Here is a 22,096-nt window from a genome sequence, read left to right as displayed (position 1 = left end):
TAATACTCCCTTCCCGTTTTAAAAAGTAAAAAGTAAACCTCTTATTGAGGTTTACTTAAGAGCTTCTACTCCAAGTTTGGATGCTACTTCTCCATATGGGATGTATATTGTAGCAGGCGCTCCGTTATATGTTCCATTTGCAGATATTATTCCTACTATTCTATATCTTCCACTGCTTGTATAATATACTGGACCACCGCTATCTCCACCCTGACAGCCTGTGCTCATTACTTCAATCTTATCCATAAAGTGTCCTAAAACATTTTGTCCAGTTAAGACTGCGAGATAAGTTCCAGTGACAGAACCGCTAACAGTGCTGGATTTTGTAAGTTGCATGCCAGATATTCCTCCAGAATAAGTTCCATATACATCTACAAAAGTCCCTCCTCCTATATGCAGGTCATCCACTACATTGCTATATGGAACAAAGGCTGCATCGGTATTTGCTCCTAGTACAGAGACAGCTGCATTATAATTAGTTGCATTATATATAGGCTGATATGAACTAAGACCCGTTTGCCATCCTGCAACGTGTCCAGCAATCACGTATCCTAGTGTGTTGTCACTAGTTCTCTTTGCAGTAAATCCAATTGTTCCAAGTTGAGCTTGTCCTAATAATGGGAAATAAACAGAATGAGCAATCCCAGCTGTTATTGGACGATATCTGATAAGATAAGGATTGGTTCTTATAGCAGCAGCACTAGTTGCACTTACAGAAGAACTAACAGGCCTTATTAATTCATCTGTAGTAAAAACGATAGGAACATTTTTTATGCTTGATTTAGTTGCATATTTTGTTATAATCTCAGCAATAGAATCAATATCTTCATCTTTTATTTCTGCTTTATCGTAAAGCATGACCACGAAGTAACCTTTAGCATCTGTTCCATAAGCAAGAAGTGGTCCAGATGGGTAATAGTAGTTGTCTAAAGATTTATCCTCTCGTATATTGACTCTGATTTTGTCAACGTGGTTTGTCCATTCATATACTTCTTTTCCACTTTCTAGTTCAGGAATTTCCCCTTGAACTTTCAATATATTGCTGTTCTCCTTTAAATTATCTAATGTCTTGTTGCTAATTGCTGGGATGTTAAGGATAAATTCTTCTAAATTTTCGTCTTCAGCCACCGTTGATATTTCAGAAGATACTTCTCCAGCTACAGTACTTACAAGCAAGAGCATACAAAGCATTGCAGCAAAACCAATTATTAGGTATTGTTTCATTAATCCACCTTTGTTTTATTTTCACAATGTACCAAAGGCAAGATTGCGTAAACTTTAAACATCATAAAAGTCAACTATAACCTTGCCTCAGGGCAGTTCCGGAATCCAGGACGATATCTTCATAATACTGTCTGGATTTCGGCTACATTTCTTTATGTAGTAATAGAAAAAATATTAGCAATGTATAAAGCAGTTATGGCCCTTTCATCCAACTGAAAACTTGGGTAATAGTAAATGGTGAACTTGCTACCGGAGATGGCACATACCAAACGTTCAGTCCTGATCTCAACATGTGGGGTTTCCCACCCGCGTGATAGAATTGCCTGTTTGAGTCAAGTCAGCATCACTTATTCATAACATCCATCTTTAAATTAGCAAGTTGCATACTGATTTTTATTTACATCTTCTTATTTTAGATGGTGTAAATTTACAGAGTGTTTCTCGGTCAAACATCATAAAAAAGATTATCTAAAAAGTAGGGTATGCTTTTCTCAGTATTTTTTTGTGTACAATCAGAGGGATGTCGGCCAAGAACACACCTTTTGCATAGTCTCTTGAATATCTAAAATCAATGTCTTTTGATTAATCCTGATAAGCATATGAGTTTTTACTAAGCCGTTAAAAAAATAGAATTCAAAAGACTCTCTGGTGAGCAACGGAAATTTGTCAAATCATATTTGCCATCACAACGTATATCGGGAACAATATTCTTCAAACCCGCTGTCAAATTCCTTCAGTATTAAAGAGAATGCAACATCAATGTCCCTGGAATCTATCATGAATCTATCATGCTCCTGTTCTCAATAACTGCCGTCAGATACTACCCTGATCTCCCTGTATCCAATAGCTTTTACCGGACAGACTTTCACGCATCTTTTACAGGCAGTCCCGAGACATCTCTGCGTGCTGTATCTCACCACGGGAGCACCATCATTATCAATACTTGAGATTGCCTTTTCGGGACATTCATCTTCACACTGGTGGCACATTATACAGCCAGGGGCAATCTCCTCAAGAGTAACACCAATGTCATCAACAAGCCTTATGCTTTCGAATCCTGCTTCTGCAATATCTTTCCGGGCGCTCTTTTCCATCCGGGGTTCGTTAAAGACCGCAGGCAGGACCGGAAGCTTATATATCTTCAGGAAACGGTTGTACAATTCCATGTCCATGCCTTCTGTCCAGAAAGATAGCTCGCAGGTATAGAAATTCTTAAAGGTAGCGCTTGTGGCCATCATCAGATGATCGACCTTTATCCTGCCTGCAAGATCGATGACCTCAGCAAGCTTTGATTCTTCAGTCAGTATCCTTCTGGCTAGGGAGAGGGAAGTATTCCCGAACTGGACTATCCTGCTGGTATACTTGGGGCAGGAGCCCGTATACATAGCCTTCCAGGGATCAACATAAGTACCGGATGCACCTGTCATATAGGTGTTCACAAGTTCTTCATAAGCAAGCCCGGCTTCTATTATGAGTGTCAGCTGTGCAGCCCTTATCGCACCTATGGCCTTGCCTGCTTCCTTTATATCACTCTCGGAGATACGTATCCCTTCTCCAAGCATGAGCTTGCCGTATTTGAGTCTCGGGGGCCTTTCAATTAGTCCTGTTTGCATCGCAAGTGCCAGGCAGGCAATGAGGCCGGTGCCTGTTATCCCTGCAGGTCGAAGGCCTGTCTCTTCTATAATATCACCAGTACAGGGGTCAACCAGATGGGAAGGCCTGGCTGCCATATCCTCATCGAGTACTGTGAGCCTCCAGTATTTGCCTTCGCTGTTGACATCGGATATCGCACCCGGACCTGCAAGCATACCGCAGCTTATTCCCTGTCCCTCGATAGCCGGACCTGCAGCAGCACTTCCTGTTATGATCCTGTTTCCCACCTTAATAGCCATTTCAGCATTAGTGCCATAGTCCGTAACCAGGGTGGAAGCCGACTGGCCCAGGAAATCTGTTTCCAGCATCATCGCAAGCGCATCTGCACCAATCTCATGCCGGACCGCCGGAGGTACTATGACATCACACTTCCCAAGATCAAGCCTGTCTTTGAAAATATCGGCTGCGGGGAAAATCCTTGCCTGTCGCTCCACATTTTCAACACCCAGCCTTTTCTGCATGTTCCTGCCTGCATAGGCAAGGTCCCTTATCTCGGAGTTCTGGAACAGGGAAAGCTGTATCGGATTCCCGCACACTGCGATCTTACTTATATGTAGAGTGTCGCCGGTGAGGCTTTTTATCAGTTTGCACACTGCATCTGTCATTATCTCATTTGCTTTTGGGAAAGACGTGGACCTATCGATATATCCCTGATCTGCCTGGTCTTTGATCATTTTTCCGGGAATGGCTGGTTAGTTGACCGGGCAACAGGAGATAGTCACTTAACCTTTTCAGCCATCTGTCTGTACTTGCCGAAGAGGTCCATTCCCCACTGACGTGCACTCTCCTCAAAGCTAATCACTTTTTTGTGGTCGAATATACCCTGCTTATTAAAGAACGCTATCAACAGAAGATCATCTGTTATCGAGAGAGCACCCAGACGAATGCTACTGTCCTCACATATGAATATATTTGAACTTGAAGAATTGATCATTGCATCATATTGCTCTGTATATTCTTCCTTTAGACGATTGTATACAGACCTGGTCAATATAAGATCAAAGTTTATTTCTTTTTTGGCAAGTTCCGAGTAATTCATGGGACAACTGGGGCAGAAATATGAATAGAATGTCGATACCTTAGTTGATTGTTTGAGACTGAGACATAGCTGTTTAGGAGGCTCGAAAAGATGATTGAGATCCGGCTGGTATACCATTATCTGCCCCAGGTCACCGATCCTGTCCAGAAGAGGATCGGGGATAGCACTCATGTCCCTGCTTTCCCAGTACTCCTTGTTTTCCTCAAGCACGCTGAGTGCTTCCATCAGGGGCTTTATCTTCCTTAGGATTATCTTCCCTATATAGGTCAGTCTGTATTCGTCAGAGGTCTGTTCAATGAGGCCCTGCTCAAGAAGGATCTTCATCTGCGCCATAATAGCACTGGTGGTGCCTGTAAGGGATTCCTTTATATCATCTATGGTAGCAGGCTGCTCCATTAACATAAGGAGAGTGTTCTTTCTTTTTTCCGATAGGAACACTGTACTTATCAGTTCTGTTTTCATTCTAACCTCTTGAGTCCTGTTTCGTAGCGATTATACAAAAGCAGAGCTTTCTGGTGATCTTGCTGCAAACGAACTGGATGGGAACTGCATGTGATTGGTCGTACTTTACCCTTAACGCCGTTAACTTTCATTTTATCTCAACTTTTTCATTTTTAAACAATACAGATGACCAAAAGAGATCGTACCCCGGACCGGAGAAGCATCTCAAATGCAAATCATGACCTGATATAAAATCTCCCTGTAGGATTTAAATGGTTTGCCATATAAAGCAGCGACCTGTGATTGCAGTTTGGATTGCACTACTATTTTTATTCAAAGTACAGTTAAAACCCTGTAAGGATATGGAGATCGTAGAAAAGTATATATACCTAAGTAAGATGACAATCATTTCAATGATTGGATCATATCAAAAGCAGATACCTGCAACAAGTTGTGGTTTTGAGAGGAGTAGAGGTTGGTGCTCCGGTCGGGATTCGAACCCGAGTCTTCGGCTCGAAAGGCCGGAATGATTGGCCGGACTACACTACCGGAGCACGTTGATTTCGCTCAAATGAGCGACTCCAACATAGTACATATCAGTATTAAAGCTTTCGCCCAGATCAGTATATTTCACCCTGTTCCTGATCTTTTTCAAGATTCATTACCCAGAATGTGAGCTTTTCACAGCTTTCAGGCTGGCATGCATCCCTGCAGCCTGCGCAGGGGGAGAATACCTCCCCGGCCATGAGTAACTCAAAGGACGGCTTCTTCTCTTCTTTCACTTTCAGCAGGTAGGTCCTGGCACCGTTGGACACGGCCTGCTCACGGATAATGAGCCCGTCCTCCAGCAGCTTGGAAATAACCCTGGAGCACTTACGGCTATCTATATCCAGCATCTTCCACAGCTGATTCTGGAAGACACCTTCCTGCTGAGCGCGAATGACATCGAGAGCTGTTTCTTCAATACTCATATCAATTTTCCATATTATTAACTACTTTAGCAGTTAACCTTCCACTGGAATGACAAGAATGATATTGTTTCCACGAAGGACGACGGAACCAAGGGACCTCAAACGCTCGCCGTTTGCTATCTCAACGGTATCGACAAGATGGAGGTTCATGTAATCATCTGCACTGCTAAGGGTTCCTTCAAGCAGGTGAAGGTCACCTTTCATCTCAACCTGGACTTTTGATCCAATCAATTTCTGGACTTTCTTATTCGGGAACAAAATAAATCCTCACATCAGTTTTGAACGATCGTAAACTCACTGAAGCCATTCCATTATAGGCTTATACAATATTACAATCTAATATTTATTACTGGCGATTTAACCCTATCGTAAGACAGAATTTTCACTATACCGGCTGTACGCAGCATATTTGGATATAATGCCAGGGTCCTGGAAGACATTACATATAACCCTGTATCTCAGTGGTAGCCTGAGTTTCAGCATCACTTTTCTTTTTAACATGCTCATGCGGCCTTCTTATGGGGCCGAACACTGCCTCGTAATCCTGGATATGCTGGTTGAGCCACCTGGCAAGTTCCGCGGCGGCCAGCGGGGAAAGGATGACCTCCGTTTCAAGTCTTCTCTGAACTACCTGCTCATCCGAGGACTTGTCAGTCGGCAGAGGAGTGTCGTTATAGAAGCCTATCCTGAAATCATACGGGCTGTGCCCCCCCACAGCTCCTATAGAGTAAACCTGTTTGAAGTCAGCAGGCTTGAACATCTCTATCCTTACCTTTCTTTTTGCCTTTATCTCTTCTGATTTTTCACTCATATTAACGTTTCCTTTCAAAGGATGGTACCTGTCAGGCAGGGATCATCTGCCAGGTATGCAATATCTGTTGGCATTATTCTAAAAGATTATGATGAGCCGGGGCATCGCAGGCATAGTCTCAACCCTCAATTTCCTTTTTCAGGCGATGGGCCTCCAATGCGATCTCCTTTTTGGAGTATGCCTTGGCTATCATCTCAACCGCATCAAGATTACGCACGGCGCTGTCAAGATATCCCAGCACGTCACCCGGATAGGCCGTTACGCCGTACAGGTTCTCTATTTTCCGGACAATGCCTGCAGGGTCATAGCCTTCAGTCCTTATCGTGATGATCTTCTCCGAGAACTTGCGCTCCGCACAGCCGCAGTATGGGGAATCCTTGCAGGTGCATGTGAGGAACTCAGAGGCGAAATCGAATAGCTGCTCCCTCAATGCAATATCAAGCTTGCCCATGTTCTCCCCCTCAAAGAGGATATCCAGGGACGCTCCCTGAAAGACCCTTGAAGGAAGGTTGACGTTAAGGGTGGCTGATATCCTGGAAGCGTACTTGAAATATACCCCATCGAAGAACTCAAGGTTGGTTACAATGTTCAGTGGGCCCTGGTCAAGCAATACCGCATCCCTGATCAGGAATGCCCTGGAAACGGAAAGGAAATGGCCTGCGGCAATCTTGCCAAACCTCGTGAGCTCGACACTGCCTTTGTTCCTTTGCAGGAATTTCTGCTTTTCAAGCCTGCGAAGAAGCACGTCCACATTGTAGTCAGCAAGCATGTTCCCATGGATCCTGCGCAGGTCCTTTTCCGAGGAGGTGACTGCTGCTGTCGCTAATATCTCCTCGAGCTTCTCCTCTTCCCCGTAATCCACCCTAGTGTGCAGCATCTCACCCTTGAGCAGCTTCAGGGCCACGGTATCCTCTGTGTCACCCTGATCGCCGGTGTATCTCTTGCCAGGGCTTGCAAGCAGCACCACCTCGCCCCTGTCGTGGTAGTCAGGCCTGCCTGCACGCCCCAGCATCTGCAGGAACTCCTGCATGTTCAGCCATTCGATACCCATTGCAAGGGATTCGAACATTACCTGCGAGGCCGGAAAATCGACACCTGCAGCAAGAGCTGCAGTGGTCACTACAACCGGGAGCCTGCCCTTTGCAAAGCTCACTTCCACTTTCTTGCGCTCCTGGCTGGTCAGGCCTGCGTGGTACGGAGCTGAGGGGATCGAAAGGGCCTCGGAGATACGGTGACAGTTACGCCTTGAGTTCGTGAAGATGATGGTCTGCCCCCTGTGCCCCTTGGATGACACTTTGCCATATTCGTCCCTGGCAAGCTTGGTCATTATCTTTATCTTCGAATGCTCCGGGCAGAGCACCAGGTGCCTTTCAATGGGAACCGGCCTGTACTCGTATTCGATAAGCTTTGCATTGAGATGTTTTGCCATTATCTCAGGCTTTGCCACGGTGGCTGACAGGTAGATGAACTGCGCGTCCGGGGCGCTGTACTTGAGCCTCGCGATCACCCCGTCAAGCCTGTGGCCGCGTTCCTGGTCCTCGATGGTGTGCACTTCGTCCACCACAACAGTACCGATATAGCCCAGCATATCGGCGGCGCCGGTCCTGAGAATATAGTCAATGCCCTCGTAGGTGCCCACAATGATGTCAGAGTCAAGGGACCTGCGCATTGAGTCCGTCTTGGACACCTTGATGCGTGCGCTTCCCACCCTGATGGATGTCTGTATCCCAAGACCGGAGTAGCGCTCCGTGAACTGGTCGTACTTCTGGTTCGCCAGAGCAACCAGAGGCACAAGATAGAGCAGCTTTCCCTTTTTGCGCAGTATGTTCTCGATACCGGCAAGCTCTCCGATGAGCGTTTTGCCTGTTGCCGTCACCGAGGTCACCAGCTGGCTCTGTCCCTTGAGCAGGCCATTCTTCACCGAGATGGACTGCACCGGCAGCAATACATCAGACTTCTGTAGCAGAAGCTCCCTAAACTTCCTGTGTATGGGCAGTTCCTTAATCCTGGAAGTCGAGACTTCAGTGCTCGCCGCTATTGCATCAAAACGTGTGAGCTCGTGATCAAGCTCCTCGGGATTAAGCATCAGCAATGTCCTGTCAAGGTCCCTTGTGCCAAGCAGCACTTCTTCCAGCCTGTCGCAAACTTCCTCCCCATATGTCACCTGGGAGCTTGAAAGCACTCTGGTAAGTTCATCTCTTGCGCAGTCCAGGCATATCTTCTCCCGATGGTAGCGCACTGACCTTCGGTTGAGGAAATTGAACATGTTTTTCAGAAGACAGAACCTGCATACATCCACAACATCGGCGCTTAGCTGGAAGCCCTGTAACATTGAGATGACGGTGGCCGTCTGCTGAGGGTCCCCGTCCCTTCCTATCATGATGCGATCGGCTGTCCTCAACAACTCTGTCAGCTCAGAAGGTGGATGGAACTCTTCCTTGTTATTGAGAATCACCTTGAACTTATGAGGCCTGGGTCCTGTGGCAGTGGTCTGCATGACCAGTTCACCCACAAAAAGAGGCTTTTTCTTTTTATCCCGAATCGGCAGCACAGTTATCTTTGCCCTTTCGGCTATTATTAAAATCCAGAGAGTCATCTGCGCACTCAGATAGTACAGTGACTATAAAAAGTATTGGCTTTAGGGAAAGCATAAGTAAAAATATAAAAAGCAATATATTATTCCTTGCTTACAAGGGGCAGAAGAATGTTAACAAGCAAATCCTATGCAGCAAACTCCGTTATGCAGGAAGGCCCAGCCGGGGAACAGGAAGATGTCCTACTTTACGACAGCCTTAAGAAACAGGCTTCGAGTGTGACATACCTGGACGAGCCTGTGCTGCTTTCTACAGGTATATCCGTCCTTGACAGGAATCTTGGAGGTGGACTGCCGGCGGGCTCAGTATCCTATTTTTCGGCCGACCCGCGTTCCATGTCTGAGGTGTTCCTCTACCAGTTCACTCAATCCCGCAGGACCTTCTATTTTACCACCGGTCGCAGGCCCAAGTTCGTCCTCAGGGACATCATCAATCTTGGCTTTGACCCTTCCAACATCATCTTTGTGGACGTGTACAGTGAATACTACTTCAACTCATGCGGCGAACTGTCCGAGAACGTAGGCAACGAGTACATCGACTCCAAGATCATCGAGTTCACTGAATACAACCTGCGCAACATAGCCAATGACTCGGACGGTGAAGAAGTGAACCTCGTGATCGATTCATTCTCTTTCTTTATGAACCTTCACATCAATCCGGGCCTCATCCGCCAGCTGACCAACGTTATCTATGAGGTTACAAAGGAGATGCAATGCCTTACATACCTTTACGGTCACAAGGGCACTACCCCTGAAAGGATAGACAATGAGGTCTTTGCCACGGTCGACGTGATATTCGAGTCCAGCCTTGAGACAGGGTCCGATAAACTGGTCAGCAAGCTCGCCATACCCAAGATAAGAGGAATGGTGCCAAGTGCAGATATCATCAAGTTCAAGATCGGCGAAGGAGTGCAGATCGATACCTCCAGGGACATCGCCTGAAAAGGCCTGTTCGTCACCAAGTTCTATCGCATTCCAGTTAGAAGAATAAATGCACTTAGAGACATGCATCGATGTCCGTGGCATGCATGCAGTTGCACTCACGCTTCTCAGGAAGACTCCGTACGACACTGAGCAGCACTTCAAGCAGGTTCTCCTGTTTTTCCCGGAGCGTCCTGACGACCTCTGAAGCCGTGATCTTCCCATCACCCAGGCCGCATGCATTATTGGTCACTGTGCAGATGGAAGCATAGCAAAGATTGAGCTCCCTGGCCAGTACGAGCTCAGGCATGCCCGTCATGCCAACGACATCCCCGAACGTGCTCATCATACGTATCTCTGCCCTGCTCTCAAACCTCGGGCCTTCGGTGCAGACATATACGCCGCCATCTGAGAACCCAAGTTCCCTTCCGACCAGCGCATTCATTAGACCATTCCTGAGCTGGGGGCAGTAAGGATCTGTCATGTCAACATGCACTGTCATATCATCATGAAAAGTGGATTTCCGGCTTCTTGTCATATCCAGAATATCGTCCGGCAGTACAAAACTGCCAATCGGATGGCCACGCATTGTGCCTACAGAGTTCACGGATATGACTCTCTCAATTCCAAGTTCCGTAACTGCCCATATAATAGCCCGGTAGTTGATCATGTGCGGTGGCAGGTGCTTCTGCCCGTCAGCGTGCCTGGGTATCATAACACCTCTCCTGCCATGGACATCGAACGGATAGGCCCGGACCACACCAAAAGGCGTTTCCACAACGATGCTTCCGGTAACTCCAGGCAGGGAAAAGTTCACACCGCCGATTAATGCGATATCAAAGCAGGAACCCTGGACCTCTTCTGCCCTACGTATCCGCATTGTTGCTACCCTTTAAGGTCTGATTCTCTTCCATCCTCACGCTGGTGGAGACCTTTATCCCGACAAGGGCAATGACAATAGCTGCCACTATGGAATAGACGAAATACTGTACTCCCACTGCAGGGTCGATACTACTGCCGCCAATGACGGTACTTATGGACATGAGGTATGTGCTTGCTCCCCAGAAGAGCAGGCCCATGGATATCACGAAGAAGGCGGGTATGATGTACCTGAAAGTGGACACGCGGCTCCTGTAGCAGTCGATGATCTTCCCTACATCCGCTATCAGGAATGCGCTTACGTAGAGCCATACAGTGGTGTTTATGAACACTGTGGCCAGCGGCACAACCCCATAGTACCAGATACCTTCGCGCGTGTAAAGCTCCCATACCCTGGCAAGGCCCAGCACAGTTGCAAGTACCAGTATCAGGAACGCGGCGAGATATGTAAGGAAAGTCATCCTCCCGGAGTGGAAGGAATCCTTGATACGCTCTCCATAAACAGATATGGGATCACCGAATCCCCTGTAGAGCATGTAGAGGCCCACTGCGGCAAGTATGCCTATGATCGCGCCCTGTGGATAATCGATCATAAGGAAAAATGCATAGATAAGTGAAGCCAGTCCCAGTGGCACGAAGAAGGTCTGGGATATCTTGGGGTCATTAAAAGCGTGCTTTATGATGTAATAGGTGCTTTCAAGGTTGGCACTCTGCATGACTACAATACGCTTGACAGAGTTTATCTTTATCCTGGACTGCACGATGGGGAGCAGGGTCTCGTCCTCGGCCCCGTCAGAAATGAATATAGCGGATTCGAACCGGATATTCTTAAGAAGGGCATCAAGCTGGTTCGCTATCTTCTGGTCCGAGATGATGCCTATGTTCTTGTCTCCCGCAAGGGTGACCAGTTCCGCATCAACACCCTTTGCAGCCAGGTCATCCAGTACCTTGATACCACCGAAGATGGTGTTGGCATCCGAGTCCTCGGGATCCGCTGTGGCAAGCCTTACAGCGGCTTCAACGTTAGCCTCCCTTCCAATGACAGGTCCCCTTACATTGGCCTTTACGCCGAGGTCATCATCCCTGTCTATACAGAGGATCAATGTTTCCATATAACTCCACTTGCTAATTGATACGGAAATATAAATAGATTCTCATAAAATCATTACAATGATGACAGATCAATGATAAAAAGTGAGACACGACAATACCTGTTACTCACTGAGCAGTTCACCTATCAGTCTCCTGGCCCAGCGCAGTTTCTTCTTCTTGATAGGGGTCACGTTCTCATCATCAAAGTCAAAACCCACTAGAGTGATACCGGCCGCACCAAATTCCCTTGCAAGGAAAACGCATCTGTCACCATCGCTGAAGCCGCCGAAATTGTAAACATTACAAAGAGGGACCGATTGGGTACTTCCTATCACCTTATTCAGAAAAGGGACATATCTTTCCAGTTTATCGGTGTTATCCCCATGGGCATGCACTACCATGACAGAACCTTTGCGGCTGGCGTCTATCTCCCTTTCGACATTACCGTCAAGGTCAGTAACTATTATATCAGGCACAGTCCCTGAATCAAGCACAACAGCTGCGGCTCCATCAGCAGCTATGACCACGTATCTCTTAACGTCAACGGACAGGAGCCCATCCCTGAGACCGGGAGCATTGCCGCATACAAGCACGTCCCTGCCCTCAATGAGCTCATGCAGGACAGATACATCTGCAGTCTTTGCAGGATCGAGCATGCGGGAGAGAAGGAGAGCAGCACGCTCATCCTCTTCCCTGCTGAAGCCCATGTCCTCCAGTATATCTGAATACACAGGCTCCCATTTGTTGAAATCCATATTTTCCCGGTTTCCCTGGTGTTCCGGTCTCAGGCCGGCGATATGCCTATGCTCATGGATACGCCCTCCACATCCCAGTCCTTGCTGAGAGTCCCGTTTGCATCCACGTCAAGGCCTATTACCTGCACTTCCGCCCTGATCTCCTTTGCAATGTGCTGCTCCAGGTCAAGCACGAGGTCAAGGATCCTCTGGTCGGTGATCTTTATGTGGGCCCTGATGCCCTCATCAACCGCCAGGTCAAGCTCCTTGCGCATGTCCTGAACCCTGCGGATAACCTCCCTTGCAAAACCTTCGGACTCCAGTTCGCGGGTCAGTTTCGCGTCAACATATACGCTGCCTGCATTGAACTCCGCGCTTGCCACAGCCTCCGGCATCTTCTCCTCGAACTTGACCATTTCCGGCGTGACAGTTGCCTTGCCTCCGGGAATATCCACTTCTGCCTGCCCGTTCAAAGCCAGGGACTTCTTAAGGGACATCACATCGGCTTTCTTTATTGCAGCCAGCACCTTGCCAGCATCGCCCTTGAACACGGGGCCGATGGTGCTGGGGTTCGGGATAGCCTCATAGCCAAGCTCATCCCAGGGCTCCCCTACGCCGGTAAGCACGATGTCCTTTGAGTTGGTCTGGTCCATGAGCACGGATTTTAGGTTTGCTACGGCCTGTGCTACCTGTTCGTTGGACGGGGCGACCACTATCCTCGACACGGGCCACCTGAGCTTCCTGCCTGCCTTCTGACGGGCATTGGAGGATGCCTCCACCATGGACCTTATCATATCCATGTGGGTCTCAAGCTCTTTATCCACAAGGGATTCGTCGGCAACCGGCCAGTCGTTCATGTGCACGGATTCGGGTGCATCCGGGTAAACGTTCCTGACAAGGTTCTGGTACATTTCCTCCGCAAGATGCGGCATGAACGGCGCGATGACCTTGGTGGTTATAACGAATACCTCGTACAGCACCCTGTAGACAGCCAGCTTGTCCGGGTCATCGGCCTCGACCCATGTCCTTGGCCTGATGAGCTGGACATACCATCTGGAAAGATCTTCCAGGACGAACTCATTGATGGAACGTAATGCCCTGTGCAGGGTGTACTGGTCCATGGACTTGTTGACATCGTTGATGAGCGACTGTGCCCTGGAGAGTATCCACCGGTCTTCCTCCCTCATGTGCTCCCTGACAGATTCCAGGGACACCTTTGATGGGTCGAAGTTGTCCAGCACCATGTAGGGTAAGGGGAAGCGATAGACGTTCCAGAGAATGTTCAGCGTCCTGTTGATGGTTCCCAGTTCCTCACTGTTGAACTTGAGGTCGTCCCATGGCGCACTGGCCGAGAGCACGAAGGACCTTAGGGTATCGGCACCGTATTTTGAGATGACGTCCTTGGGCTCTATGACATTGCCAAGGCTCTTTGACATCTTCTTGCCCTCCCCGTCGAGGGTGAAACCGTGCATGAGCACACTCTTATAGGGAGCCTTGCCGAAAGCCACCATGCTTGCGCCAAGCTGTGAGTAGAACCAGCCGCGGGTCTGGTCATGCCCTTCGGTGATGAAGTCTGCTGGCCACCATTTTTCAAAGTCCTCCGCCTTCTGCGGGAACCTGAGCGTTGCCCAGGAGGCCACCGCCGAATCGAACCAGACATCGAACACGTCTTCCACGCGCTTCATCTTACCGCCGCAGGGGCAGTCAATAGTGACTGCATCAACGTATGGCCTGTGCAGCTCGATATCGCCGGAGAGGCCTGACATCTCCATGAGCTCATTCTTGGTACCGACAACGTGCATGCTGTCACATGTCCGGCACTTCCATACAGGTATGGGGATGCCCCAGTACCTCTGCCTGGAAACACACCAGTCGCGGGCACCTTCGATCCAGTCCTTAAACCTTGCAGAACCCGCCCAGGAAGGATACCAGTTGACCTGCTGTATCTCGGAGAGCATCTGCTCCTTCAGGTCGGATATCTTGATGAACCACTGCTCAGTGGCAAGGTAGATGATCGGGGTCTTGCAGCGCCAGCAGTGCCCGTACCTGTGGGTGATCTTACCTTGGGCAAGGAGCAGGCCGCGCTGTCTGAGATCCTCGATGACGGTAACGTTGGCATCACGGATGTGCATGCCTGTGTAGTCGCCGGCTGCTTCTGTGTACCTGCCGTCAGAGCCGACGGGACAGAATATGGGCAGGCTGTTCCTCAGGCCCACCTCGAAATCGTCCATACCGTGCCCCGGCGCGATGTGCACGCATCCTGTGTTCTCGGCTGTCACGAAATCGGCAAGGTAGATGCCATGACCCATAGCCGCCTGCCTTGGCACCTTGTCTGCCAGGGGGTGCTCGTAGGACAGTGCAGTGAGGTCCTCGCCAAGCATCGTGCCGAGTATCTCATAACCGGCATAGCGTCCCTTCTTAAGGACCGGCTCTACCAGCTGTGAAGCTATGATCAGTATCTCTTCCCTGCCGTCAGAGGTCTTTGCCTTTACCCTTGAATATTCAAAAGATGGATGCACTGCCACTGCAATGTTGGAAGGGATGGTCCACGGGGTGGTGGTCCATATCACCACATAGGCGTTCTCCTCGCCCTTGAGCCTGAACTTGACGAATATAGAAGGATCGTCCCTGTCGCTGTACTCCACCTCGGAGTCGGCGATGGCGGTCTCACACCTGGGGCACCAGTTGACGACGCGCTTGCCCTGCTCCAGCAGGTTCTTCTCCTGGGCGCGCTTGAGGGTCCACCATGCGGCTTCGATGTACTCGTCACGCAGGGTCATGTAGGGGTCCTTCCAGTCCAGCCATGCGCCAAGCATGCGGAACTGTCCGGTCATGTCGTCCTTCTGGCTGAGCGCGAATTCCTTGCACTTCTCGATGAAGTTGCCGACGCCGTATTTCTCGATATCCTTCTTGGATGTGAAGCCGAGCACGCCCTCCACCTTGACCTCGATGGGTAGGCCATGCATATCCCAGCCCGCACGGTCAAGTATGTCGCAGCCGTTCATGGAGCGGTAGCGCAGGATGGAGTCCTTGATGATCTTGTTCCATGCAGTGCCCAAGTGTATGTGCCCTGTGGTATATGGCGGTCCGTCCACGAAAAAGAACCTCTTCCCGCCTCTTCTGTGCTCGCGTACCTTAGAGTACGCATCCGATTTTTCCCAGAAGTCCTGGATCTTCCTCTCCAGTTTCTCCGGGCTGTACTGACTGGTAATCTCCTCTAACATCAAAGGGTCTCCATGCTCTGTTCGATATGGATATTCCTACTGCAATATTCGATTTAATAATTATGGATGAAACTCACAGGTTATAGTTAAATTTTGTTGGGGAAGTGAGGAGTGGGGAGGGGAGGGAGAGGGAAGGTAGTTTGGGGGAAAAGTTACGGGTTGCTGTGGTTTGAGGAAGGTTGTAGGGGAGATGGTGGTAAATAGTAAGTGAGTTCAAATCCCACCCTTCGAGTGCCGTGAGGGGTAATAGGTATCCTGAAAAATAGATACTCAGAATTTTAGAGAGTAATGATTTTGTTAACAGTTAATCATAATACATTAAGTCATACTTTTCAAACATAAAGTTACAAGGTTCTTTTTGAAGTGAATCTATAGTTGAGTTGATGATATTTTCATGAGAAGGTTGAATCAAAAAGATATAATCTCTTGTAGATTTTTTACGGGTTCTAAGAACTCTAATCAAGCACTCATTTTGGAAAAGACTTTTCAAACCTAATATTTTTTTATTATATTCTTGATTTGATTTCCTATTTTTGTGATTATAAATGACAACTGATTTTCCATTTAGATAATATTCTTTGATTTCATCTTTAAAAACATATTTAATTGCTTTTATTTTCGTCTTTTTAATAGAAGCACACTCAATTCCGTTATCCGGATCTACAAAAATTATATCCGCATTCATTAAATGGGTTAATAAGTTTTGAAACCAGTCAATTCGTTCAATTTCCCTCGTTTCATAGTAAGGTGCTAAATAGGGTATTGGTTTGGAATAAAAAATAGTATTTTCAGGCAAGATTTGATTCTTTTCTATTTCCTCTAAGCATCTTCTATCATTCTGGATTATATGTTTTAATTTAGCATATAGTTCTGGAAAACATTGGATGTAAGAAGCTCTATCTTTAAAAGTAGCTTCTAAATAATCAATATGCTTCCCATCATTGTTGTCTTCTTCTTTTGTATTTTTATACCAATTAATTCCTAATGTAATACTGCCATTCGACTGGTTGTATATCTCATTAAGCATTCCATATTTACCAAAATCCCCAATATCTCCCACATAGTTATCTTGCATGTTTTGTTTCCCCTTTACAAAAGTGTATGAGTTAAAAATTGGTCATATTATTCAATTTTCATCCCTTAAATGGTATGATTCGTCAATCTTCTTCATTTTAGTTCTTTTTAAAAGCGAACCACATTTTTGACAAAATGTTCCTGGAGGATACTGACTTTCAGGAATAATTTCTTTGCATTTTGCACAAATAGCTACAATTTTCTCTTTACCTATTTTCTTCAATTCAGTTATAGTTTTAATATTAATACATGTCTCAAAAATAGGTTTAATAGAAATGAGTTTTTGTCTGAATATCTCATCATCGTTTTCAAATGATGTACCTGTAAGTTCTATTCTAGGAGTTTCAATAGGATGAGATGTACCTCGGGATTTCTTTAAATTCAATCCATCTTCTCGAATCGTATCCACGATGAAAAAAATCTCATTGATTGACTCATTATCCAACTTATTTGATTGTATCTTAATTTCATTCTGATATTCAGGCGCTTGATTAAAATGTTTCTCCTTTATTTTACGTTCTACTTTTGTTAAAAAAGAGTCATCCAATCGGGTAATTTCATGAAGTAAATCGCTTTTTTCCTTATTGTGGAATTCATGAAGAATGTTTTTTAACTGGTATACGGACTCTAAAGTATTTACTGCAATCCCAATTATAATCTCTTCATCACTAGCAGAAACATAAATATTTGGCCCCCTACGGTTTTTTGCATCACTCATGCATGATTCTGAGGGCAATGGTAACATTAACCAACCTTCTTTTGATACCCATTCTGATATTATTTCGTTATCATGTTCAATAGGCTTTACAAGCTTATCACCAAGTACAGCTTGTGCTATGCGATAGAATTCAACGTATCTTTGATTATTCATTTTTCTCTCCTTCTATCTATCCTGATTCAAAAAAAATCACACATTAATATATTATTAACTTATTTATAGCTATAAATAGAATATGTTTTGAAGTTTAACAGTAAAATACTTATTATGAGGATCGATTCATGACAATAGGAAGAACAATTTCAATTTACCTGCCAGATGCCAACCCGCAAGGAGTTAAAATATGTGAGTTCTTTGATTCTATTGTCAAAGCTGTTTCCATTCCTAGAGCCAAATTAGATGATGCTTCAAACAGATCTGAGCTTGAACAGCCAGGAGTTTACTTCTTGATAGGTGAGAAAGATGAAGTTGGCAAGCCTCAGGTGTATATTGGCGAATCTGAAGTACTGTTAACTAGGCTTAACAAGCACAACAAGGAGAAAGATTTCTGGAATCAGGCCATATGTTTTGTCTCAGAAAAGAATAATCTGAACAAAGCACATATTAAGTATCTTGAAAATCACGCATGTGAGCAAGCTAAATTAATCAATAAATGTGCTCTGGAAAACTGTAATACCCCTACCAGATCTTCTTTAACAGATCAAGACAGAGACTTTGTTTTACGTTTCTTTGATGAATTGAAGATTATAATGGCTACTCTTGGTTATCCTATTTTCGAGCAGGTAAAACGTAGCAAGAGAAACATGTACTTTTGCAAAAGCAAGGATGCTGATGCAGTGGGTGAATATACAGAAGAAGGATTCATTGTCAATAAAGGATCAAAGTCAAATGTAAAAGAGACTCCCTCTATTCAACAAAGTATCAAAACCTTTAGAGCTAACCTTGTAGACAAAGGTATACTTAAAGAAGAAAATGGTGTTTATGTTTTTCAGGAAGACTTCACCTTTTCTTCACCTTCTATGGCTGCTTCCGTTGTACTAGCCAGAACTGCTAATGGATGGGCGGAATGGAGAATTCAAGATGGCGGAAATATCAAAACACTTGATGATGTTATAAGGAAAAAACAAGATGGCAGGGAATGACTTTACTAAATGGGAAAAATGGGTGAGCAGAGACAATTTGGCGGATATTGAATATCCGGGAATTTATTGCATAGCTCTCTATAAATCGGATTTGTCTGGACAAGATTTTACATGGATTCGTGAAATCATATATGTAGGTATGACTAACTCACGGGCTGGACTAAAAGGCCGTTTAAAACAGTTTAACAGTACCATTAATGGAAAAACAAGACATGGTGGAGCTGATAGATTTATGTATAAATATCAGGACCTACAAGATCTTCAAAACAGACTATTTGTTTCTGTTAGTCCATTCAATTGTGATGTTAAATCAAATAAGCCTAGAGATTTAAGGATAATGGGAGAGGTAGCAAAATTTGAATATGAATGCTTTGCAACCTATGTTGAAAAGTTTAACTGCCTACCTGAATTTAACGATAAAGAAAAATCAGATAAATTAAGCAAAAAATAAAGAAAAAGAGGAATAAGCTCTCACATGAGCTTATCCGCAAGTTCCCTCATGAACTTAGCATTAAGGTTGATATCCCCTGTCTGCTTTATCTTTTCCTGTAGCCTCTTCAGAGTGCCTCTGTAGGCAATGCCAACCTTCCTAGCTGCTTCAGGAGTTAGGTCTAATATTTTCTGCTTGATAGATTCCTCATTAATAAAAGTATGAGTTCTCTGAAACTCTAATTATTCTTCATCAATATTGTTGGCTTCTTTACCAATGTAAAGGATACTATCTGCATAAACATGCCTCCTTTCCAGAATCCCGGTATCACCCTCAAACTTATGTTCCGGGTGATGGGGATTTCAACAGATCCAAAAACTTACCGATTGAAAAGTTAACTATTGATCTAAACTTACCGATGCAAAAGTAAACTTTATATAAACAGGTCATATCATTAATATCATGGACAAAAAAGAGATACTGGAACTTCTTATAGACTGGAACTTCTGGACCAGGGAGCAATTCACCGGCACGCGAAGGGAAGAACTGCTGGAAGAGATCGAAAGGAAATCCGGGACCAGAGAGATAATGGTGATAACCGGTGCTAGAAGGACAGGCAAATCAACGATCATTCTCCAGTACCTGAAGGACAAAATAGATGCGGGAATAGCGAAGGAGAATATCCTCATAGTGAATTTTGAAGATCCCCGCTTCAGGGGTCTGGACCTTGAGCTGCTGAACCGTATATATGAGATATACCTAACAGAAGTAGAAACAACTTCCGGAGAACAGTACGTGGTCCTTGATGAAGTGCAGGTGATAGACGGCTGGGAGAAATTCGCACGATATCTGCAGGAGAACCGCCGGATAAATGTATTGGTGACAGGTTCGAGTTCAAAGCTTTTAAGCTCGGAGTATGCGACGGTCCTGGCAGGCCGTCATCTGTATACGGAAGTGTTTCCCCTCGATTTTAGAGAGTACCTGAAGTTCCGGGAACTGAATATAAAGACGTCCCTTGACATGATGGCAGAGCGCCACACGATAAAAAAAGAGCTAACGGAATATATCGGCACCGGAGGCTTTCCAAAGGTCGTACTCGAGAAGGAGGAAAGGAACAAAAAAGAGCTGCTATACACGTATTACAGAGACATCCTGATAAAGGACGTCACGGTAAGGTACAACATAAAGGACATACAGAAACTCGAAGAGCTCGCAAAATACTATATGACGAACATATCCTCTCCGAACTCGTACAACCGGATTAAGAATATCCTTGGCACAAGCCTTGATACGGTGGAACGTTACTCTTCGTACCTTGAAAGCACCTACATGCTGTTTTTTATAAAAAAGTTCTCTTATTCTCTGAAAGAGCAGGTGCTCAATCCCAGGAAAGTGTATTCCCTGGACACCGGTCTTAGAAACACAGTTTCCTTCGCCTTCTCGGAGGATCATGGCAGGCTAGTTGAAAACATAGTGTTCATGCATCTGCGAAGAGAATATCAGGGTATCTACTACTGGAAAAATGATGTCCAGAAAGAAGTCGATTTCATTATCAGCGAGAAGAACAAGGTGACCCATGCAATACAGGTCTGCTGGGACATGAGCAGTGAAGGTACAAGAAAAAGAGAGGTTGAAAGCCTCGTGGCAGCTATGGAAACCTTTTGCCTGAAAGAGGGGCTCATACTCACCGACGACACCGAAGATGAAATAGAGGTGGGTGACAAAAAAATTATTGTGAGGCCTGTCTGGAAGTGGCTGCTGAGCTGAAGCTCTGTCGGCTGTCTTTGATTGATATTTCAGTACTTCACTAATTTTCCCTCCTTTTTTTCCTTGCCGCTATCTATCTACCTCAAACACCGCACTACCAATTAAACCCTTAAATTTCTTCTGATCCATTCCTCAACAAACAGGATAAATCTGTCAAACCTGAACCTATCCCCATCAATTGTTTGAGGACTTTGTTTTACAATCATAAAATGCTTTTTCTGAATGAAGACTTCTTCTATAGAACGTGCTAACTTTCCGAGACTTCCAGTTAAGCCCATAAGCAACAGAGCTAAACTCTCTGCCCAAACAAAGAACCCCAATCAAGCGACCTAATTACACTGTTAATACATATATCTATATATGATAAATATCATTAAGAAGTTACACATTGTGAAGATAATGAAATATCATGTAATTAAATTCATTATCGCGCAATGTAAAATAAACAAGGAGCAAAAATAATGGATCTGAAACGAATAAGTATTGTATTTTTAGCTTCGTTGATCTTGATGGCAGGATTTGCGAGTGCATCTGATGAAAAATCAGTAATAATAGATGATGAAGAGCGATTAGAATTAATTGCTCAATTAGAAGGTACAAATATAACAAATGGAGGATTTATTAAAATAGCATTGCCGGAGTTATATGATGAAAACCCAAGCAAAGCCACTAGTATATATTATCAACAAGAAAAAGTATGGTTTAATTCATCTGATGTAATTGATCAATCAATTGATACTGAACCGTCTACAAGAGATATACCAGCTGGTTTTATGATAGGTACATCATCTATTATAAAAGAGTCAACAAAGATTAAGTTTTCAACAAAGTCAACTTTTTATGGAGTAACTCCAACAGAGCAATATGTATACTCCGGATTGTATGATTCTAATAGTGAGTTAATTGGATTTGCTGCAAAAACAGCTACATCAACTAAAACAATAGAAGTATCAGAATATAAGAATTATTCACCTGGAACCTATAAAGTTGATGGTGTCCATCAGGCACTTATTCCAGCCCCTTATACTCCAACAATAGTTCTTCAGTCCTCATCAACTGGATGGAAAACTTTATAAAAAGAAAATATGCACTAAAGCATATTCCCTTTTTTTATTTTGAGGAAACTATGAACCTACCAACTTGGAGACAAAAAAAAATAACAATAGTTGCTGGTATATCAGTGGCGATATTGATAATTGTGTTTGCTATTTTACAAATGCAATCAATAAGCATTATAATGAGGCCTAGTCCTAATAATAGTACTCTTGTATATGTATTAAGTTGCATTTTGCTGACTATTATAGCATTTGTTTGTGAAAAAGTGAATAATAAAAGATTTAAGGTTCTGGCTAACATTTTGTGGGTCATACTGTGGGCTTTATT

The 22,096-nt window shown here is 45.0% G+C and carries 19 protein-coding genes and 1 tRNA gene; 5 read left to right on the top strand and 15 right to left on the bottom strand.

Translation table 11 applies throughout. The annotated features are described in order from the left end of the window. Positions 1 to 51 precede the first annotated feature (51 nt). The 8 genes from PV02_RS10480 to PV02_RS10445 all read right to left on the bottom strand — a co-directional run bounded on the left by PV02_RS10480 (position 52) and on the right by PV02_RS10445 (position 8,735). Complete coding sequence (locus PV02_RS10480; RefSeq protein WP_256623367.1) at positions 52 to 1,224, bottom strand: S1 family peptidase; 1,173 nt, start codon at positions 1,222 to 1,224, stop codon at positions 52 to 54. Between the two features lie 800 nt (positions 1,225 to 2,024). Continuing rightward, entirely contained in the window at positions 2,025 to 3,551 is a 1,527-nt protein-coding gene (locus PV02_RS10475) for a methylamine methyltransferase corrinoid protein reductive activase (RefSeq protein ID WP_256623366.1), read from the bottom strand. A gap of 44 nt (positions 3,552 to 3,595) precedes the next feature. After that, positions 3,596 to 4,378 (bottom strand): helix-turn-helix transcriptional regulator, encoded by a 783-nt coding sequence (locus PV02_RS10470; RefSeq protein WP_256623365.1) that lies wholly within the window; start codon positions 4,376 to 4,378, stop codon positions 3,596 to 3,598. A gap of 455 nt (positions 4,379 to 4,833) precedes the next feature. Beyond that, positions 4,834 to 4,911, bottom strand: a tRNA-Glu gene (locus tag PV02_RS10465). Positions 4,912 to 4,977: 66 nt separating this feature from the next. Continuing rightward, positions 4,978 to 5,328: a helix-turn-helix transcriptional regulator gene (locus PV02_RS10460; RefSeq protein ID WP_256623364.1), complete on the bottom strand. Its 351-nt coding sequence runs from the start codon at positions 5,326 to 5,328 to the stop codon at positions 4,978 to 4,980. A 33-nt stretch (positions 5,329 to 5,361) separates the two neighbouring features. Next, the gene (locus PV02_RS10455) at positions 5,362 to 5,586 is read right to left on the bottom strand and encodes an LSM domain-containing protein (RefSeq protein WP_256623363.1); all 225 of its coding nucleotides are present in this window, start codon (positions 5,584 to 5,586) and stop codon (positions 5,362 to 5,364) included. Positions 5,587 to 5,767: 181 nt separating this feature from the next. Continuing rightward, entirely contained in the window at positions 5,768 to 6,139 is a 372-nt protein-coding gene (locus tag PV02_RS10450; RefSeq protein WP_256623362.1) for a DUF3467 domain-containing protein, read from the bottom strand. A gap of 118 nt (positions 6,140 to 6,257) precedes the next feature. Continuing rightward, on the bottom strand, positions 6,258 to 8,735 hold the full coding sequence (locus PV02_RS10445; protein ID WP_256623361.1) for a DEAD/DEAH box helicase: 2,478 nt from the start codon (positions 8,733 to 8,735) through the stop codon (positions 6,258 to 6,260). Positions 8,736 to 8,843: 108 nt separating this feature from the next. On the opposite strand from PV02_RS10445, the gene PV02_RS10440 reads away from it, so the two are divergent. Beyond that, a complete protein-coding gene (locus tag PV02_RS10440; RefSeq protein WP_256623360.1) occupies positions 8,844 to 9,674 on the top strand; it encodes an RAD55 family ATPase in 831 nt (276 codons plus the stop codon). Between the two features lie 55 nt (positions 9,675 to 9,729). Here the strand turns inward: PV02_RS10440 and PV02_RS10435 are convergent, their stop codons facing one another. From PV02_RS10435 to PV02_RS10410, 6 genes are all read right to left on the bottom strand, one after another. Next, complete coding sequence (locus PV02_RS10435; RefSeq protein ID WP_256623359.1) at positions 9,730 to 10,533, bottom strand: MTAP family purine nucleoside phosphorylase; 804 nt, start codon at positions 10,531 to 10,533, stop codon at positions 9,730 to 9,732. Then, the gene (locus tag PV02_RS10430) at positions 10,520 to 11,644 is read right to left on the bottom strand and encodes a DUF373 family protein (protein WP_256623358.1); all 1,125 of its coding nucleotides are present in this window, start codon (positions 11,642 to 11,644) and stop codon (positions 10,520 to 10,522) included. Before PV02_RS10430 ends, PV02_RS10435 begins: the two co-directional genes overlap by 14 nt. Positions 11,645 to 11,746: 102 nt before the next feature. Further along, complete coding sequence (locus PV02_RS10425; RefSeq protein ID WP_256623357.1) at positions 11,747 to 12,379, bottom strand: 6-hydroxymethylpterin diphosphokinase MptE-like protein; 633 nt, start codon at positions 12,377 to 12,379, stop codon at positions 11,747 to 11,749. Between the two features lie 29 nt (positions 12,380 to 12,408). Beyond that, on the bottom strand, positions 12,409 to 15,582 hold the full coding sequence (gene ileS, locus PV02_RS10420) for an isoleucine--tRNA ligase (RefSeq protein WP_256623356.1): 3,174 nt from the start codon (positions 15,580 to 15,582) through the stop codon (positions 12,409 to 12,411). A gap of 304 nt (positions 15,583 to 15,886) precedes the next feature. Further along, a complete protein-coding gene (locus PV02_RS10415; protein ID WP_256623355.1) occupies positions 15,887 to 16,657 on the bottom strand; it encodes a hypothetical protein in 771 nt (256 codons plus the stop codon). Positions 16,658 to 16,708: 51 nt separating this feature from the next. Further along, positions 16,709 to 17,527: a hypothetical protein gene (locus tag PV02_RS10410; protein ID WP_256623354.1), complete on the bottom strand. Its 819-nt coding sequence runs from the start codon at positions 17,525 to 17,527 to the stop codon at positions 16,709 to 16,711. Between the two features lie 128 nt (positions 17,528 to 17,655). On the opposite strand from PV02_RS10410, the gene PV02_RS10405 reads away from it, so the two are divergent. From PV02_RS10405 to PV02_RS10395, 3 genes are all read left to right on the top strand, one after another. Next, complete coding sequence (locus tag PV02_RS10405; protein ID WP_256623353.1) at positions 17,656 to 18,516, top strand: GIY-YIG nuclease family protein; 861 nt, start codon at positions 17,656 to 17,658, stop codon at positions 18,514 to 18,516. Then, positions 18,503 to 18,967 (top strand): hypothetical protein, encoded by a 465-nt coding sequence (locus tag PV02_RS10400; protein ID WP_256623352.1) that lies wholly within the window; start codon positions 18,503 to 18,505, stop codon positions 18,965 to 18,967. Before PV02_RS10405 ends, PV02_RS10400 begins: the two co-directional genes overlap by 14 nt. A gap of 441 nt (positions 18,968 to 19,408) precedes the next feature. Further along, positions 19,409 to 20,713 carry an ATP-binding protein gene (locus PV02_RS10395; RefSeq protein ID WP_256623351.1) on the top strand — a complete coding sequence of 435 codons (1,305 nt, stop codon included), beginning with the start codon at positions 19,409 to 19,411 and terminating at the stop codon, positions 20,711 to 20,713. Between the two features lie 101 nt (positions 20,714 to 20,814). Here the strand turns inward: PV02_RS10395 and PV02_RS10390 are convergent, their stop codons facing one another. Continuing rightward, the gene (locus tag PV02_RS10390) at positions 20,815 to 21,033 is read right to left on the bottom strand and encodes a hypothetical protein (RefSeq protein ID WP_256623350.1); all 219 of its coding nucleotides are present in this window, start codon (positions 21,031 to 21,033) and stop codon (positions 20,815 to 20,817) included. Positions 21,034 to 21,174: 141 nt separating this feature from the next. Between PV02_RS10390 and PV02_RS10385 the strand changes: the two genes are divergently transcribed. After that, positions 21,175 to 21,789 carry a hypothetical protein gene (locus PV02_RS10385; RefSeq protein ID WP_256623349.1) on the top strand — a complete coding sequence of 205 codons (615 nt, stop codon included), beginning with the start codon at positions 21,175 to 21,177 and terminating at the stop codon, positions 21,787 to 21,789. Positions 21,790 to 22,096 lie beyond the last annotated feature (307 nt).

Origin of the sequence: Methanolobus chelungpuianus, from assembly GCF_024500045.1 — an archaeon.
GTDB classification, from domain to species: domain Archaea; phylum Halobacteriota; class Methanosarcinia; order Methanosarcinales; family Methanosarcinaceae; genus Methanolobus; species Methanolobus chelungpuianus.
This window is presented reverse-complemented; position numbering and strand designations above follow the sequence as displayed.